This is a genomic window from Actinomycetospora termitidis (assembly GCF_030286555.1).
Taxonomy (GTDB): Bacteria; Actinomycetota; Actinomycetes; order Mycobacteriales; family Pseudonocardiaceae; genus Actinomycetospora; species Actinomycetospora termitidis.
This window is the reverse complement of sequence record NZ_JASVWF010000003.1, coordinates 463,185-477,984: the sequence shown is the minus strand read 5'-3', so window position 1 is coordinate 477,984 and position 14,800 is coordinate 463,185. Positions and strand designations below refer to the sequence as shown.

Here is a 14,800-nt window from a genome sequence, read left to right as displayed (position 1 = left end):
ACCAGGGCGATTCGTCAGGAGCGCGGCACGGCCGTCTCGTCTGCGGTGAACACCACGTCGCCGGCGAGGACGCGCTCGACCGTGATCTCCGGCGAGGCCGGGACGTCCCAGCGCAGCGTCGAGTCCACGATCTGCAGCAGCACCCCGAGCCCCGACCGGGGACGCACGTAGGCCTCCCGCCACACCGGGCGGCGCAGGTCCACGTCCACCACCTCGTACCCGTGCTCCGCGAGCTTGGAGAGCGCCACCTCGACGTCCGCGAACACCAGCGTCAGGTGGTGGACGCCCGGTCCGCGCCGCTCCAGAAACCGCGCCACGCCGGCGTCGGGACGGGTGGGGGAGATGAGCTCGACCTTCGAGCCGTCGGGCAGGGCGAACTGCAGGATCCGGATGCCCTGCTCGTCGCTGTCACCGCCGAACAGGAATCGCCCGCCCAGCACGTCCCGGTACAGAGCCACGCCCTCGCGCGGGTTGGCGACCGCGATCGCCACGTGGTCGAGCCGCAGCAGCCCGACGTCGTCGGGGATCACACCGACACCCTCCCCAGCCGCTCCACCGTCTGTGCCGCGCCCTGCAGGTCCCCGGCCACCGCGCCGGGCGTGAGGGCGATCGGCAGGTCCACCCCGGCCGTACGCAACGCCTCGACCCGCGCCGCCACGTCGTCGGGCGAGCCCAACGCGCACATCGCGTCCACGGCCGCATCGTCCACGGCCCGCAGCGCCGCCGCCCGGTCGCCGCGCTCCCACGCCGCCGAGGCCTCGCCCAGCCCGGCGAGACTCGCGCGGAACGACGGCCGGTGCGTCGGCACCATCGCGTACTGCAGGACGAAGCGCCGCATCCGCTCGCGCGCCTCGTCCGGGCGGTCGCCGGCATAGGCCCAGAACGACGCCGCGATCCCGACGGCGGCCGGGTCCCGTCCGGCCTCCCGCGCCCCCTCCCGCACGAGCGCGATCTTGTCGGCGTACTCGTCCGGCGGGGTCCACGTCAGGAACGCGACGTCGCCGATCGCGCCCGCCAGTCGCAGCATCCGCGGATTCATCGCCGCCACGAACACCGGCACCTCCACCCGCCCGAACCCGCTGCGGAAGCCGTGCGAGCGCACCAGCGGACCGTCGAGCGCGGTCCGCTCCCCGGACCACACCGCCCGCATCGCCGCCACGTACTCACGCAGCCGGGACAACGGTGCCGTGAACGACAGCCCGTGCCACTGCCCGACGATGATCGGGCTGGAGGCGCCCACGCCCGCGAACACCCGGCCGGGGGCCAGCGACGCCAGCGTCGCGAAACCCTGCGCCGTCGTCACGGCCGTCCGCGGGTAGATCCCGACGATGCCGCTCCCCAGCCGGATGCGCGAGGTCGCTGCGGCGATCATGCCGAGCATCGAGAACACCTCGGGACCCGCGGTCTCGCCCACCAGCACGTCGGAGAACCCGACCGACTCGGCCAGCCGCGCGAGGTCGAGGTACTGCCCGGCCGACAGCCCCTCGTCCACGGGCAGCGTCACGCCGAGCCCGGTCACGACACCATCCGCCCCACCGCCGCCGTGTCGTACCAGGTCGACAGGGCGGTGATCACCGAGCCGTCCGGCGCCAGGTCGAACACGTCCACGGCGTCGAACTCGACCGGCGCGCCGCCCGGGGTCCGCCCGACGAAGCGGATCTCGACCGTCACCACGGGGTGGTCGTCGAGGGTCCCGACGACGGCGCGGGTCGGCTCGTCGTCGTGCTCCGGCAGCCCGGCGAGGACCTTGGGAAAGTGCGCGACGATCTCCACGCGTCCACGGCGTTCGATCCCACCGACGGCTCGTAACACGGCGTCCGGCGCGAACACCGGCCCCAGCGCGTCGTAGTCCTCGGCGTTGATCGCGGCGAAGTAGCGGGCAACGACCTCGGGCAGCGCGATCACGACAACCGCTTCCGCAGCTCGGACATCGCCGAGAACGACCACCGGGCCAGCGACGGGTCGCCGAACGCGGTGATGTTCCACATCACGAGGTGCCGCAGGCCCTGCTCCACGTACTCCTCGACCTGCTCGGCGACCTCCGCCGGCGTCCCGCAGAAGGCGTAGTGCCGCACGACGGCGGGTGGGATCGCGTCGATGATCCGCAGCGACTCGGCGCGGTCGATGGCGGTCGGGATGAAGTCGTGGAACCCCGACCCGTCGGGATACGGGCCCTCCACGCCGAGGTCCCGGAACACCTGCGCCGGGAGCAGCACGCACAGCGCCCGCACCAGCGGCGCCTCGGTGAGCCGCTGCACGGTCTCGGCGTCGGGTCCCATGAGGACGTAGCCGAGCATGCCGGGCGTGATCGCCTCCGGGTCGCGGTCCGCCTGTTCGGCCGCAGACCGGATCGTCCCCAGCGCCGACCCGTACTCCGCCGGGCCCAGCTTCGTCGGCAGCCACCCGTCGGCCTTGCGGCCGGTCAGGCGCAGCATCCGCGGCCCGTGAGCGGCGGTCCAGATCTCGGGTGGCTGTTCCCCGAACGGCATCAGCCCCAGCACCGCGCGGTCGAGTTGGTGGAACCGGCCTTCGAAGTCGACCGGGCCGTCGGCGGTCATCAGCAGCCGCATCACGTCGATGCCCTCGTCGAGCCGCGCGACCGGGGTGTCGAAGGGCATCCCGTAGGGCGTCGCGTTGAGCTGCTCCCCGCTGCCGAGCCCGATGATCGCCCGCCCGCCGGTGACGTGGTCCAGCGTCAGCGCGGTCTGCGCGGCCATCGCCGGGTTGCGGCGGATCAGGTCGGTGACGCACACCCCGACCCGGATGCGCTCGGTCGCGGCCCCGACCACGCCCATCATGACGGCGGGGTCGAAGTAGACGTGCGGGTTGGGCTGCACGTCGGCGAGCGGGGTGAGGTCGGGCGTCCACATCGAGTCCGGGTGCCAGCCCATGAGGTGGTCGGGCCACCAGACGGCGTCGAAGCCCTCGTCCTCGCTGCGCTTCGCGAACTTCACGGCGGCCGACGCGGGCGGCATGATCTGCCCCGGCACGCCCAGCTCGATCCCCATCAGTAGCGCCACCCGTCGCCGAAGGTCGCGAGGCGCCGCCCCAGGTACTCCTCGACGACCGTGAGCGCCGCCCGGGCCGCCCGGTCGGTGCCGACCCCGCGACTGCGGAACGTCTCGCCGGCGAACCACAGGCCCTCGGGCCGCGGCGGCTTCCAGTGCGGCCGGTACCGCCCGACCAGCCCCGGCTTCTGGATGACGCCGAAGCTGGGCTCGAAGACCAGGTGCCGGCGGCGCCAGATCGTCTTCGCGAACCCCGGCCACATCGTCACGACGTCGGCCTCGAAGCGCTCCATCTCGCGGCGCAGCCACGCCCGGTCCCGGCCCTTCTCACCCGGGAACACGCCACCCATCACGTGCAGCTGCGTGCCCTCCGGGGAGCACGTCGGGTCCATCGCGGTCTGGTTGAACATGAAGCCGCCGAGCTCCGTGTTCGGGGTCTTCAACCAGGTCGAGAGCTCCCGTGGGTCGTACTGGTGCACGGGCTCCTCGGTCGCCAGGTAGAGCCCGAGCCAGGCGATGCGGAACCTGTCCTGGGCGAGGAACCGGATCTGCGCGGCGTACCAGTCGGGCAGGTCGCCCTCGTCGACGACGTCGAGCACGTGCCAGACCGGCAGGGTGCAGATGACGTGGTCGGCCTCGAGGATCTCCTCCTCGAAGAACTCGTTGGGCAGGACCCGGGGCTGCCGCGCGATCGCGACGCCCTTCGTCACGCCGTCCTCGATGACGACCCGCTCGACGGGCGTGGACAGCCGGAGGTCGCCACCCGCCGTCGTGAACGCGTCGGCGAGGTCGGCCCACATGCCGTCCCAGCCCTGGCCCGGCCAGCAGGAGTAGGCCGCGGTGTTCCGCTCGGCGAAGTGCATCTTGCGGGGGAAGAGGTTGTCGCTGGCGGAGTGGTCCCACCAGTTGTCGGTCATGCACTCGAGCACGGTGATGAACTCGAAGAGGTCGATCACCCCCTGGTCGTCGGTGTGCTGGTGCAGCCACTGCCGCAGCGGACGGTCGTCCCACTGGTCGAGCTCGTCCCACTCCGTCGCGAGCAGGGCCTTGATGACCTTCTTCAGCTCGCCCTTGCTGCCGGCGTAGCGGTCGCGGATGGAGCCCCAGCGGTTCCGTTCGTGGTCCCAGACGGGCATCTCGGCGGAGACCTCGCCGTGCTGCAGCGTCTTCCCGACGTGCTCGAAGACCTTGGTCAGCCCCGACCCCGGGTCCTCGATCAGATGGCCGCCGACGTTGACGGTGAAGCCCTCGTCGGGCACGGCCATGCCACGCCCCCCGAGGTACGGGGAGCGTTCCAGCAGGCACACCCGCTTGCCCTCGACCGCCAGCAGGCTCGCGGCGGTCAGGCCCGCGGCGCCGGCCCCGACGACCACGACGTCGTACTTCGTCACCGCGCCTCCTCGTCTACCAAACGACCGTTCGAGAAGCTTCGCAAAGCGCCATCACGCGGGTCAAGCAGGCGCTGGAGCGGCCGTCGAGGCGCTTGACGAGCCCGGGTGTGATGCTAGTCTCGCTCAGTACCAAACGACCGGTAGACAATGGGCTGGCGACGACGTCGTCGCAGGTCGGGGGGATCATGACGGCCACGCTCGAGCCGCCGGACATCCTCTCCGCGGAGTTCGCCCGGGACCCGTACACCGCCTACCGCGTGCTGCGTGACGACTTCCCGCTGCACTTCCACGAGGCGATGAACACCTACGTCGTCAGCCGGTACGACGACGTCCGTCGAGCGTTCCGCGACCCGGCGTTCACCAGCGAGAACTACGCGTGGCAGCTCGAGCCGGTCCACGGCCGCACGATCCTGCAGATGGAGGGGCGCGAGCACGCCACCCACCGCGCCCTCGTCGCCCCCGCGTTCCGCGGGCGCGAACTGACCGAGCGGTTCGGCCCCACGATCCGCCGCAACTCCCGCGACCTCGTCGACGCCTTCCGCACGGCGGGTCACGTCGATCTCGTCGACGCCTACGCGACGCGCTTCCCGATCAACGTCATCGTCGACATGCTCGGGCTGCCGCGCACCGATCACGACCGCTTCCACGCCTGGTACACGTCGATCATGGGGTTCCTCGGGAACCTCGCCGGGGACGAGGCCGTGGCGGCCGAGGGGCTGCGCACGAAGGCCGACTTCGAGGCCTACATGATCCCGCGCATCCAGGAGCGCCGGGCCGCGCCGGGCGACGACCTGCTCTCGGTGCTGTGCGCCGCCGAGATCGACGGCGAGTCGATGTCCGACGAGGAGATCAAGGCGTTCTGCAGCCTGCTGCTCACCGCCGGCGGCGAGACCACCGACAAGGCCATCGCCAGCGTCATGCGCAACCTGGTCGCCCACCCCGAGCAGATGGCGGCCGTGCGCGAGGACCGCTCGCTGATCGATGCCGCCTTCGCCGAGACCCTGCGCTTCAGCCCGCCGGTCCACATGATCATGCGACAGCCCGCCGAGGACGTGGAGCTCTCTGGCGGGGTCATCCCGGCCGGGGCCACCGTCACGTGCCTGATCGGGGCGGCGAACCGCGACGAGCGGCACGTCGAGCGTCCCGACGAGTTCGACGTGACGCGGCCCGGGCTCGGTGACGCCGCGTTCACCGCCGCGGCCGACCACCTCGCCTTCTGCCTCGGCCGCCATTTCTGCGTGGGCGCCCTGCTCTCCCGCTTCGAGCTCGACGTCGGGATCAACGACCTGCTCGACGCCATGGCCGACATCCGCTTCGCCGACGGTGAGCCGCCCCCGGAGACCGGGGTGTTCACCCGTGCGCCCGACCGCCTGCTCCTCGACTTCACGCCCACCGGAGGGACGCCGTGACCGCTCGCGCCGAGTTCGAGAACCTGCTCGGTCGGGCCTCGTGGGGCTACGACGAGGCCGACCCGGACCTGATCGCCCGCTGCTTCGCCGACGACGCGCGGATGAGCCTGCGCATCGGCCGCGACGGCGACCTCGTCGGGCCGTTCGAGGGCCGGGCCGCGATCCGTGCCCTCCACGCGGACTCGATGGCGGCCCAGACCGACCAGCGCCGCCACAACCTGTCGAACCTCTGGGTGGACAAGGAGACCGACGACGGGGCGACGGTCGTCTCCAACCTGACGCTGCTCTCGATCGAGCACGGCGCGATCCGGGTGCTCTCCAGCGGCTGGTACCGCGACGAGCTGACCCGTCGCGACGGTGAGTGGCTCATCGCCGACCGGTACGTCTACCTCGACCTGCCCTACTGAGATGGTCAACATCGGCCGCATCCCGGAGAAGTGGGCGGCGCTCACGCCGCACGCGGACGCCGTCGTGGACACGACCATCGGCTCCCGCACCTCCTGGCGGGACCTCGACGAGCGGGTCCGCCGGCTCGCGAACGGCCTGCGCGGGCGGCGTCCGGACGGGCTCGCGCTGCAGCGGGGCGACCGCGTCGCGGTGCTCGCGAAGAACTCCACCGAGTTCCAGGAGATCTACTACGCCGCCGGCCGTGCGGGTCTGGTCGTCCAGCCGCTGAACTGGCGGCTCGTCGTCGGCGAACTCGCCCGGATCGTCGCCGACGGCGCCCCGCGGGCGATCGTCGTGGCGGGGGAGTGGGCCGAGACCGGCCGGGAGCTCGGGGCCCTGGTCGACATTGAGCACTGGCTGGGCTACGGGCCCGGCTCCGACGGCAGCTACGAGGACCTGCTGGCCGCGTCGCCCGCCGACGAGCCGGCCGACTCGGCCGCGGTCGGCGACGACGACCCGTTCTTCATCCTCTACACCGGCGGGACGACGGGAGCCTCGAAGGGCGCGTTGCACACGCACCGCAGCGCCTCGTTCGGCATGCTCAACCAGACCGTCGCCGAGCGCATCGTGCCGACCGACGTCTACATGCTGACCGGGCAGATGTACCACATCCCGGTCGTGCTCTCGATGAACTACATGCGCCACGGCTGCCCGCTGGTGCTCATGAACTTCGAGGCGAGACGCTCGCTGGAGATCATCGAGGCCGAACGCGTCTCGGCGTTCCTCGGCATCACCACGATGCTCAACTGGATGATGGCCGTGCCGGGCTTCTCGGGCTACGACATCGCGAGCCTGCGCAACATCCAGTACGGCGGCGGGCCGATGCCCTCGGCGGTGGTGAAGAACGCGCTGCAGGCCTTCCCCTGCACGCTGATCCAGGGCTACGGCCAGACCGAGGGCACCACGATGTGCTTCCTCGCCCAGGAGGACCACCACGCCGCGGTCAACGGCGTGCACCCCGAACGCCTGCAGTCGTGCGGGCGCGAGGGGTTCGTGACGTCGGTGCGCGTCGTCGATCCCGACGGCGTCCCGGTGCCCACCGACGGCGCCACCGTCGGCCAGATCGTCGTGCGCTCCGAGGCGAACATGGCGGGCTACTGGAACCGCCCCGACCTCACCGCGGACACCCTGCGCGACGGGTGGATGTGGACCGGTGACCTCGCCACCTGGGACGACGAGCGCTACGTGTTCATCGTCGACCGCGCCAAGGACATGATCATCTCCGGCGGGGAGAACATCTACTCGGTGCAGGTCGAGGAGGCCGTCGCGCACCACCCCGCCGTGCTGGAGTGCGCGGTGATCGGCGTGCCCGACGACGAGTGGGGCGAGAGCGTCAAGGCCTTCGTCGTGCTCAAGCCGGACACGAGCGCGACCGAGGCCGACATCGTCGACACCGCCCGCGCGCACCTCGCCTCGTACCAGAAGCCCCGGTCGGTGGAGTTCGTGGCCGAACTCCCGAAGGCGCCCACCGGGAAGATCCTCAAGCGCGACCTGCGCGCCCCGTACTGGGGCGACCGGGCGCGCACGGTCTAGGGAGCGGGCCCGTGAGTGGACGCATGCAGGGCAAGGTCGTACTGATCACCGGGGCGGCCCGCGGGCAGGGCCGCAGTCACGCGGTGCGCCTCGCCGAGGAGGGCGCGGACATCATCGCCGTCGACTCCTGCGCGGGGATCGACAGCGTCACCGGCAAGTACCCGCCGGCCACGCCGGAGGACCTGGACGAGACCGTCGCCGAGGTCGAGAAGACCGGGCGACGGGTCGTCGCGCGGCAGGCCGACGTCCGCGACCAGCCCGCGCTCGACGCCGCCGTCGCCGAGGGGATCGCGGAGCTCGGCGGGCTCGACACGGTCGTCGCCAACGCCGGCATCGCGAGCTACGGCCGGGCGTGGGAGCTCGACGAGACGACCTGGCAGGACATGCTCGACGTCAACCTCACCGGCGTCTGGCACAGCGCGAAGGCCGCGATCCCGCACCTCATCGAGGCCGGCCGCGGCGGCTCGATGGTGTTCATCTCCTCGATCGGCGGCTTCAAGGGCATCCAGCAGGTCGGCCACTACGTCTCGGCCAAGCACGGGATCGTCGGGCTGATGCGCACGCTCGCCAACGAGCTCGCGCCGTACCGGATCCGCGTCAACACCGTGCACCCGACGAACGTCGACACGCACATGATCCAGAACCCGGGGACCTGGGGGATGTTCGCGCCCGGCGACCCCGAGCCCACGCAGGACAAGGCCATCGCCGGGTTCACCTCGCTGAACGCGCTCGAGGTGCCGTGGATCGACCCGGTCGACGTCTCGAACGCCGTGCTCTTCCTGGCCTCCGACGAGGCCCGCTACGTCACCGGCGCGACGTTGCCGGTCGACGCCGGCGCCGCCGTCAGGTGACCCGACCCGCAACGGAGAGGTGGACGACCCCATGAAGACCCGCGGAGCCCTGCTCTGGGAGCCCGGCACGCGCTCGGGCTGGAGCGTCGAGGAGATCGAGATCGATGCGCCGAAGGAACACGAGGCGCTGATCAGGTTGGCGGCCTCCGGTGTCTGCCACTCCGACGACCACCTCGACACCGGCGACATCCCACTGCCGTGGTCGCCCGTGCTCGGTGGGCACGAGGGCGCGGGCGTCGTGGAGGAGGTCGGGCCCGGCGTGACCTACGTGCAGCCCGGCGACCACGTGGTGCTCTCCTTCCTGCCCTCGTGCGGGAAGTGCCGGATGTGCGTGACCGGGAAGTCGAACATGTGCGAGCTCGGCGCGGGTGTGCTCGCGGGCGTCGCCCCCGACGGCACCCACCGCGTGCACGCGCAGGGGCAGGGCGTGGGCTGCATGTCCTACCTCGGCACGTTCTCGCCCTACGTCTGCGCCCCGCTCGACGCCGTGATCAAGATTCCGACGGAGATGCCGCTGGACAAGGCCGCCCTCATCGGGTGCGGGGTGCCCACCGGGTGGGGCTCGTCGGTGTACGCCGCGGAGATCGAGCTCGGCGACACCGTGGTCGTGGTCGGCACCGGCGGGGTCGGCATGAACGCCGTGCAGGGCGCGAAGCACAAGGGCGCACGCAACGTCGTCGCGGTCGACCCGTCGGAGTTCAAGCGCGAGGCCGCCACCGAGTTCGGGGCGACCCACACGGCGAAGGACTACGACGAGGCCGCGGCGATCGTCTCGGAGCTGACCGGCGGCCAGGGCGCCGACCGCGTGATCATCACGGTCGGGGTGGTGACCGGGGATCTCATGAACCCGGCCCAGGAGATGACCCGGCGCGGCGGGACGATGGTTCTCACCGGCGCCGCCCCGGTGCTCCAGCGCGACGTGCCGTTCGACCTGTTCACCTTCGCCATGTCCGGCAAGCGGCTGCAGGGCTCGCTGTACGGCACCACGGTCGCGCGCCGCGACGTGCCGCTGCTGGCCGACCTCTACCTGCGCGGGGAGCTCAAGCTCGACGAGCTCATCACGCGCACCTACTCCCTCGACGACATCAACCAGGCGTTCCGCGACATGCACGACGGCAAGAACGTCCGCGGCGTCATCGTCTACGACTGAGGAGCTCGAGCCATGCCGGACGCGAACGACCGGGCCGAGATCGTCCAGGCCACCTACCTCTACGCCCGCGGGCTCGACCGCCAGGACCCGAAGGAGGCGATCTCCGCCTACACCGACGACGCGGTGTGGGACGCGAGCGCCGTCGGGCTGCAGCGCTTCGAGGGCCGCGCGGAGGTGCTCGCCTTCTTCGAGCGCGACGCCGCCTCGATGGCCGAGCAGTTCCACATCATGACCAACCACGTCGTCGAATTCGACGACGCCGACCACGCCCACGGCACGAACTACGTGTTCTCCGAGGGCCGCACGACGAGCGGGGCGTCGATCAAGGCGATCGCGCTCAACGTCGACACGTACCGCCGCACCGCCGACGGGTGGAAGATCGCCAGCCGCGTGATCTCGCCGCTGACCACCCCGCAGATGGAGGGGTTCGAGGCATGACGACGGACTCCCGCGACGTCGTCCGTCGCTACCTCGACGCCGTCGGCGCCCTGGACCTCGCGGCGCTGGCCACGACGTTCGCCGACGACGTGGTGATGGACCTGCCCTACGCCCCGCCCGGGTTCCCCCGGCGGGTCGAGGGCAAGGCCGACGTCACCGGCTTCTTCGACGGGATGCCGGCGATGATCACGCCGCTGAACTTCCACGACTACCGGCTCGACCTCGTCGAGGGCGACCCGGCGTCCGTCATCGCGCACTACGCGAGCGACGCCCGCATCCTCGCGACCGACCGTCCCTACCGGAACCACTACGTCTCCCGGTTCCGGGTCGAGCACGGGGCGATCACGTGGTTCGCGGAGTACTTCGACCCGCTCGTCCTGGTCGAGGCGCTCGGCGGTCGCGTCATCGCGCCCGGGGAGGAGGTCCCGGCGTGACCGGGGCGCGGGTGCTGCGCACGCTGCCGGAGCTCCTCGACGCCGCCGTCGTGACCTCACCGGAGGCCGAGGTGGTGTTCCCCGACGAGCGCACCACCTGGACCGCCCTGCGGGACCGGTCGCGCCGCGTCGCCGCGGGGCTGGCGGCGGCGGGGGTGTCGCGCGGCGACCGGGTGCTGCTGGTGCTGCCCAGCGGGCTCGACGCCGTCGTCGGGATCGTCGCGGCGGCGTCCCTCGGGGCCCTCCCCACCCCGCTCAACCCGCGCGGGACCGTCGACGAGACCGCCTGGCTGCGGGCTGACGCCGACCCGGCCGTCGTCGTCGCGACCCCGGAGCTCGCGGCGCTGGCCGGGCCGGGATCGGTGACGCCCGCCGACCTCGAGGCCGGTGAGGAGGCCATCGGACCGCGGGACCTCTCGCCGGACGACCCCTTCGTCCTGCTCTACACGTCGGGCACGACCTCGCGCCCGCGCGGCTGCGTCCACACCCACGGCGCCTATGCGGCCCTGGGGGAGAACCTCGTCGACCGGCTGCGGCTGACCCCGGCCGACCGGTTCTGGACCCCGCTGCCGCTGCACCACTGCGGGGGTATCGACCTGCTCGTCGGGTCCCTGGCCGCCGCGTGCACGCTCGTCCACGTCGGTGCCTTCACCCCGGACACGGCCGTGCGCCAGCTCGTCGCCGAACGCGCGACGGTCGCCTTCCCGGCGTTCGACACGATCTGGCTGCCGGTGCTCGACCACCCCGACCTGCGCCCGGACACCGTGCCCGCGCTGCGCACCGTCATCAACGTGGGTCCGGCGGAACGGATGGCCGGGATGCAGGAGCGCCTGCCGAGCGCCGTCCAGATCTCCTGCCTCGGCGGCACCGAGTCGGCCGGCTTCTGCTGCGTCGGCTCCGTGGACGACCCGCCCGGGAAGCGGGCAGGGACGAGCGGGGTGCCGCTGCCCGGGATGGAGGCCCGGGTGGCCGACCCGGAGACCGGCCGGGAGTGCGGCCCGGACGAGATCGGCGAGTTCCTCCACCGCGGGGTGTCGCGCATGGCGTACTACCACGGCGATCCGGCCACGACGGCGGAGCGCATCGACGACGACGGCTGGTTCCACACCGGGGACCTCGTGCGCCGCGACGCCGAGGGCCGGCTGACCTTCGTGAGCCGGCTCAAGGACATGCTCAAGGTCGGCGGGGAGAACGTGGCCGCCGCGGAGGTCGAGGGACGGCTCGCGACCCATCCCGCCGTCGGGGTGGTCGCCGTCGTCGGGGCGCCGGACGCCCGGCTCGGCGAGGTCGCCGCGGCGTTCGTGGAGCTCACCCCCGTCGCCCGGCGGCTCGACCACGCCGCGCTGGTGTCCGAGCTGCAGGCGCACTGTGCCGAGGTCCTCGCGACGTTCAAGGTGCCGCGCTGGGTCGAGTTCGTGGAGACCTGGCCGATGTCCGGCACGAAGATCCAGAAGGGCGCGCTGCGCGAGCGCATCGCGGCCCTGCTCGCCGACCGCGGCGTCGTCGAGGCGCCGCGGCTGTCCCGCCGTGCCCTGGTCGGCTGAGGCGGGGACCGGCCCGTCGACTACCGACCGTATGGTTGTCGGGTCGGGGTGAGCTGCAGGGAGTGACGATGGCACAGGATCGCCGGCCCGCGGGCCGCAGCGTCCGCCGCACCGGCGGAGAGCGGAAGCCTCGCGAGGAGCGCTGGGCGCAGCTGCTCGACGTGGCCACCCAGGTCTTCTACGAGAAGGGCTACGACGGCGCCTCGCTGCAGGACATCGCCGACCGGCTCGGGATGCTCAAGGGCAGCCTCTACTACTACATCCAGTCCAAGGAGGACCTGCTCTTCGAGGTGATCAGCGATGTGCACCGGGAGGGCTACGCGGTCGTCCGCACCGCGGCCGAGCCGCCCGGCGACCCGCTGGACCGCTTGGAGCGCACGATCCGCGCGCACGTGGTCCACGAGTGCCGCCACCTCGTGCCGACCGCGGTGTTCCTCCACGAGCTGGCGTCGCTACCCGCCGACCGTCGCGAGTCGGTCCTCGGCAGCGGGCACGTCTACCAGGGCGTGTTCCGCGACCTCGTCGCCGAGGCGCAGCAGCAGGGCCTCGTCCGGCCCGAGGTCGACCCGCGCATCGCCGGCCTGTCGATCCTGGGCTCCACGAACTGGGTGTACCGGTGGTTCTCCGCGGACGGCCCCTCCACCCCCGAGCAGATCGGGGAGCAGCTCGCGGCGATGGCGATCCACGGCGTCGCCACGCCCGAGGCCGTGCGCAGCCGGGTCCCGGTCGGCCGCGCCGCCTCCTGATCAGCCGGTCACCGCGACCAGGACCGTTCCCGCGGTGACCCCGTCGCCCGCCGTCACGTGCACCGCGGCGACCTCCCCGGCGCTCGTCGCCCGCACCGGCAGCTCCATCTTCATCGCCTCGAGCACCACGAGCACCTCGCCGACCTCGACGCGGACGCCGCACCGGGCGGGCACGGCGACGACCGTCGCGTCCATCGGAGCGGTGAGCCCGCCGCCGGTCGTGTCGTCGGCCGTGACCGCCCGCCCCGTCCGTGTCCGCGTGGGGCGGGCCGTCCCGGTCCCTGCCCGGCCCGGTACGCGCAGCCGCAGCGGGCCGGCGTCGGTGTCGAGCTCGACGGTTCGACTGCCGTCGTCCGGCCCGGTCCCGACGACGGGTGGGGTCGACTGCACGGCGGCGGTCGTCGGGAGCCAGTCCCGTTCGAGGCTCCCCGTGTCGTGGGAGACGGCCGCGAAGGCGGGCCGGTCGAGCACCTCGCGCAGCAGCGGACCCGTCGTCGGGACCCCGTCGACGACGAGCTCGTCGAGCGCCGCCGCGAGGCGGGCCCGGGCCGTGTCGCGGTCCGGGGCCCAGGCGTGCACCTTGCCCAGCAGCGAGTCATAGGCGGATGGGACGTCGTCGCCGGCGGCGTAGCCGACGTCGCAGCGGACGAACGGACCCGACGGCAGCGTGAGGGCCGTGAGGTGGCCGGGTGACGGGCGGAAGTCGGCGGCCGGGTCCTCGGCGGTGATGCGGGCCTCGACGGCGTGACCGCGGACGGGGACGTCGCCGTCGAGGCCGAGGACGCCCGCGAGGGGTTCGCCGGCGGCGATCCGGAGCTGCGCGGCCACGAGGTCGACCCCGGTGACCATCTCCGTGACGCCGTGCTCCACCTGCAGGCGCGTGTTCATCTCGAGGAACACGGTCCGGCCGGCCGCGGGGTCGAGCAGGAACTCGACGGTGCCCGCGCCCCGGTAGCCGACGGAGCGCACGAGCCGTCGGGCGTCGTCGTGCATCGCGGCGCGCAGGGCGTCGGGCAGGTCCGGCGCGGGAGCCTCCTCGAGCAGCTTCTGGTGGCGGCGCTGGACGGTGCAGTCGCGGTCGCCGAGGACCGCGACGGCGCCGTGGTCGTCCGCGAGGACCTGGACCTCGACGTGCCGGGCGTGCTCGACGAGACGCTCGAGGAACACCTCGGAGCGTCCCGCGCTCGCGGCGGCCTCGCGCCCGGCGGCGGCCAGGGCGTCGTCGAGCTCGGCCGGCCGGCGGACCACGCGCATGCCCCGGCCACCGCCCCCGTGCGCCGCCTTCACCAGCACCGGGAACCCGATCGCGGCCGCGAGATCGGCAAGACCTGGCGTCGTCGCGTCGACGGGAGCGTCCGTGCCGTCGAGTACGGGCACACCCACCTCGCGCGCGGCCGCCCGCGCGGCCACCTTGTCGCCGAGCTGCGCGATCACCTCCGGGGGCGGACCGACCCAGCCGAGCCCGGCGTCGAGCACGGCGGAGGCGAACCGGGCGTCCTCGGAGAGCAGGCCGTAGCCGGGGTGCACCCAGGCGACGCCCTGCTCCCGGGCGACCCCGACGAGGCGCGCACCGTCGAGGTAGGACTCCCGTGCCGGCGCGGGCCCGATCCGCACCGCGACGTCGGACGCCCGGACGTGGGCGGCCCGGGCGTCGGCGTCGGAGTAGACGGCGACGCCGCGCACCCCGAGCACCCGGCACGCCCGCAGCACCCGCACCGCGACCTCCCCGCGATTGGCCACGAGCACGGCTCCGCGCACGGCGTCCTCCCCGTCCGACGATCGACATCTACCAAACGATCGGATGGTAGATTAGCGTGGCCCCGACGGTCACGGGCGACGAACGGGAGCG

The 14,800-nt window shown here is 72.7% G+C and carries 15 protein-coding genes; 9 read left to right on the top strand and 6 right to left on the bottom strand.

The window, feature by feature from the left end; translation table 11 throughout:
* Positions 1-14: 14 nt before the first annotated feature.
* Genes QRT03_RS15730 through QRT03_RS15710 form a run of 5 tightly spaced genes read right to left on the bottom strand, consistent with a single transcriptional unit; the run spans position 15 to position 4,399 of the window.
* Positions 15-530 carry a VOC family protein gene (locus QRT03_RS15730; protein WP_286053845.1) on the bottom strand — a complete coding sequence of 172 codons (516 nt, stop codon included), beginning with the start codon at positions 528-530 and terminating at the stop codon, positions 15-17.
* On the bottom strand, positions 527-1,519 hold the full coding sequence (locus tag QRT03_RS15725) for an LLM class flavin-dependent oxidoreductase (protein ID WP_286053844.1): 993 nt from the start codon (positions 1,517-1,519) through the stop codon (positions 527-529). Before QRT03_RS15725 ends, QRT03_RS15730 begins: the two co-directional genes overlap by 4 nt.
* The gene (locus QRT03_RS15720) at positions 1,516-1,905 is read right to left on the bottom strand and encodes a nuclear transport factor 2 family protein (RefSeq protein ID WP_286053843.1); all 390 of its coding nucleotides are present in this window, start codon (positions 1,903-1,905) and stop codon (positions 1,516-1,518) included. Before QRT03_RS15720 ends, QRT03_RS15725 begins: the two co-directional genes overlap by 4 nt.
* Positions 1,902-3,008 carry an LLM class flavin-dependent oxidoreductase gene (locus tag QRT03_RS15715; protein ID WP_286053842.1) on the bottom strand — a complete coding sequence of 369 codons (1,107 nt, stop codon included), beginning with the start codon at positions 3,006-3,008 and terminating at the stop codon, positions 1,902-1,904. Before QRT03_RS15715 ends, QRT03_RS15720 begins: the two co-directional genes overlap by 4 nt.
* Complete coding sequence (locus tag QRT03_RS15710) at positions 3,008-4,399, bottom strand: phytoene desaturase family protein (RefSeq protein ID WP_286053841.1); 1,392 nt, start codon at positions 4,397-4,399, stop codon at positions 3,008-3,010. Before QRT03_RS15710 ends, QRT03_RS15715 begins: the two co-directional genes overlap by 1 nt.
* A 185-nt stretch (positions 4,400-4,584) precedes the next feature.
* Between QRT03_RS15710 and QRT03_RS15705 the strand changes: the two genes are divergently transcribed.
* The 9 genes from QRT03_RS15705 (at position 4,585) to QRT03_RS15665 (ending at position 12,951) form a co-directional block, all read left to right on the top strand.
* Entirely contained in the window at positions 4,585-5,808 is a 1,224-nt protein-coding gene (locus tag QRT03_RS15705; RefSeq protein ID WP_286053840.1) for a cytochrome P450, read from the top strand.
* Positions 5,805-6,215, top strand: a complete 411-nt coding sequence (locus tag QRT03_RS15700) for a nuclear transport factor 2 family protein (protein WP_286053839.1) — start codon at positions 5,805-5,807, stop codon at positions 6,213-6,215. The genes QRT03_RS15705 and QRT03_RS15700 overlap by 4 nt, the downstream gene beginning before the upstream one ends.
* A gap of 1 nt (position 6,216) precedes the next feature.
* Positions 6,217-7,788, top strand: a complete 1,572-nt coding sequence (locus tag QRT03_RS15695; protein WP_286053838.1) for an AMP-binding protein — start codon at positions 6,217-6,219, stop codon at positions 7,786-7,788.
* A gap of 11 nt (positions 7,789-7,799) precedes the next feature.
* On the top strand, positions 7,800-8,639 hold the full coding sequence (locus tag QRT03_RS15690) for a mycofactocin-coupled SDR family oxidoreductase (protein WP_286053837.1): 840 nt from the start codon (positions 7,800-7,802) through the stop codon (positions 8,637-8,639).
* Positions 8,640-8,670: 31 nt separating this feature from the next.
* Entirely contained in the window at positions 8,671-9,789 is a 1,119-nt protein-coding gene (locus QRT03_RS15685; protein WP_286053836.1) for an NDMA-dependent alcohol dehydrogenase, read from the top strand.
* A gap of 12 nt (positions 9,790-9,801) precedes the next feature.
* The gene (locus tag QRT03_RS15680) at positions 9,802-10,227 is read left to right on the top strand and encodes a nuclear transport factor 2 family protein (protein ID WP_286053835.1); all 426 of its coding nucleotides are present in this window, start codon (positions 9,802-9,804) and stop codon (positions 10,225-10,227) included.
* A complete protein-coding gene (locus QRT03_RS15675; protein WP_286053834.1) occupies positions 10,224-10,661 on the top strand; it encodes a nuclear transport factor 2 family protein in 438 nt (145 codons plus the stop codon). Before QRT03_RS15680 ends, QRT03_RS15675 begins: the two co-directional genes overlap by 4 nt.
* Positions 10,658-12,205 (top strand): class I adenylate-forming enzyme family protein, encoded by a 1,548-nt coding sequence (locus QRT03_RS15670; protein WP_286053833.1) that lies wholly within the window; start codon positions 10,658-10,660, stop codon positions 12,203-12,205. The genes QRT03_RS15675 and QRT03_RS15670 overlap by 4 nt, the downstream gene beginning before the upstream one ends.
* 68 nt (positions 12,206-12,273) lie before the next feature.
* A complete protein-coding gene (locus tag QRT03_RS15665; RefSeq protein ID WP_286053832.1) occupies positions 12,274-12,951 on the top strand; it encodes a TetR/AcrR family transcriptional regulator in 678 nt (225 codons plus the stop codon).
* On the opposite strand, the gene QRT03_RS15660 is transcribed toward QRT03_RS15665, so the two are convergent.
* Positions 12,952-14,709 carry an acetyl/propionyl/methylcrotonyl-CoA carboxylase subunit alpha gene (locus QRT03_RS15660; RefSeq protein WP_286053831.1) on the bottom strand — a complete coding sequence of 586 codons (1,758 nt, stop codon included), beginning with the start codon at positions 14,707-14,709 and terminating at the stop codon, positions 12,952-12,954.
* Positions 14,710-14,800 lie beyond the last annotated feature (91 nt).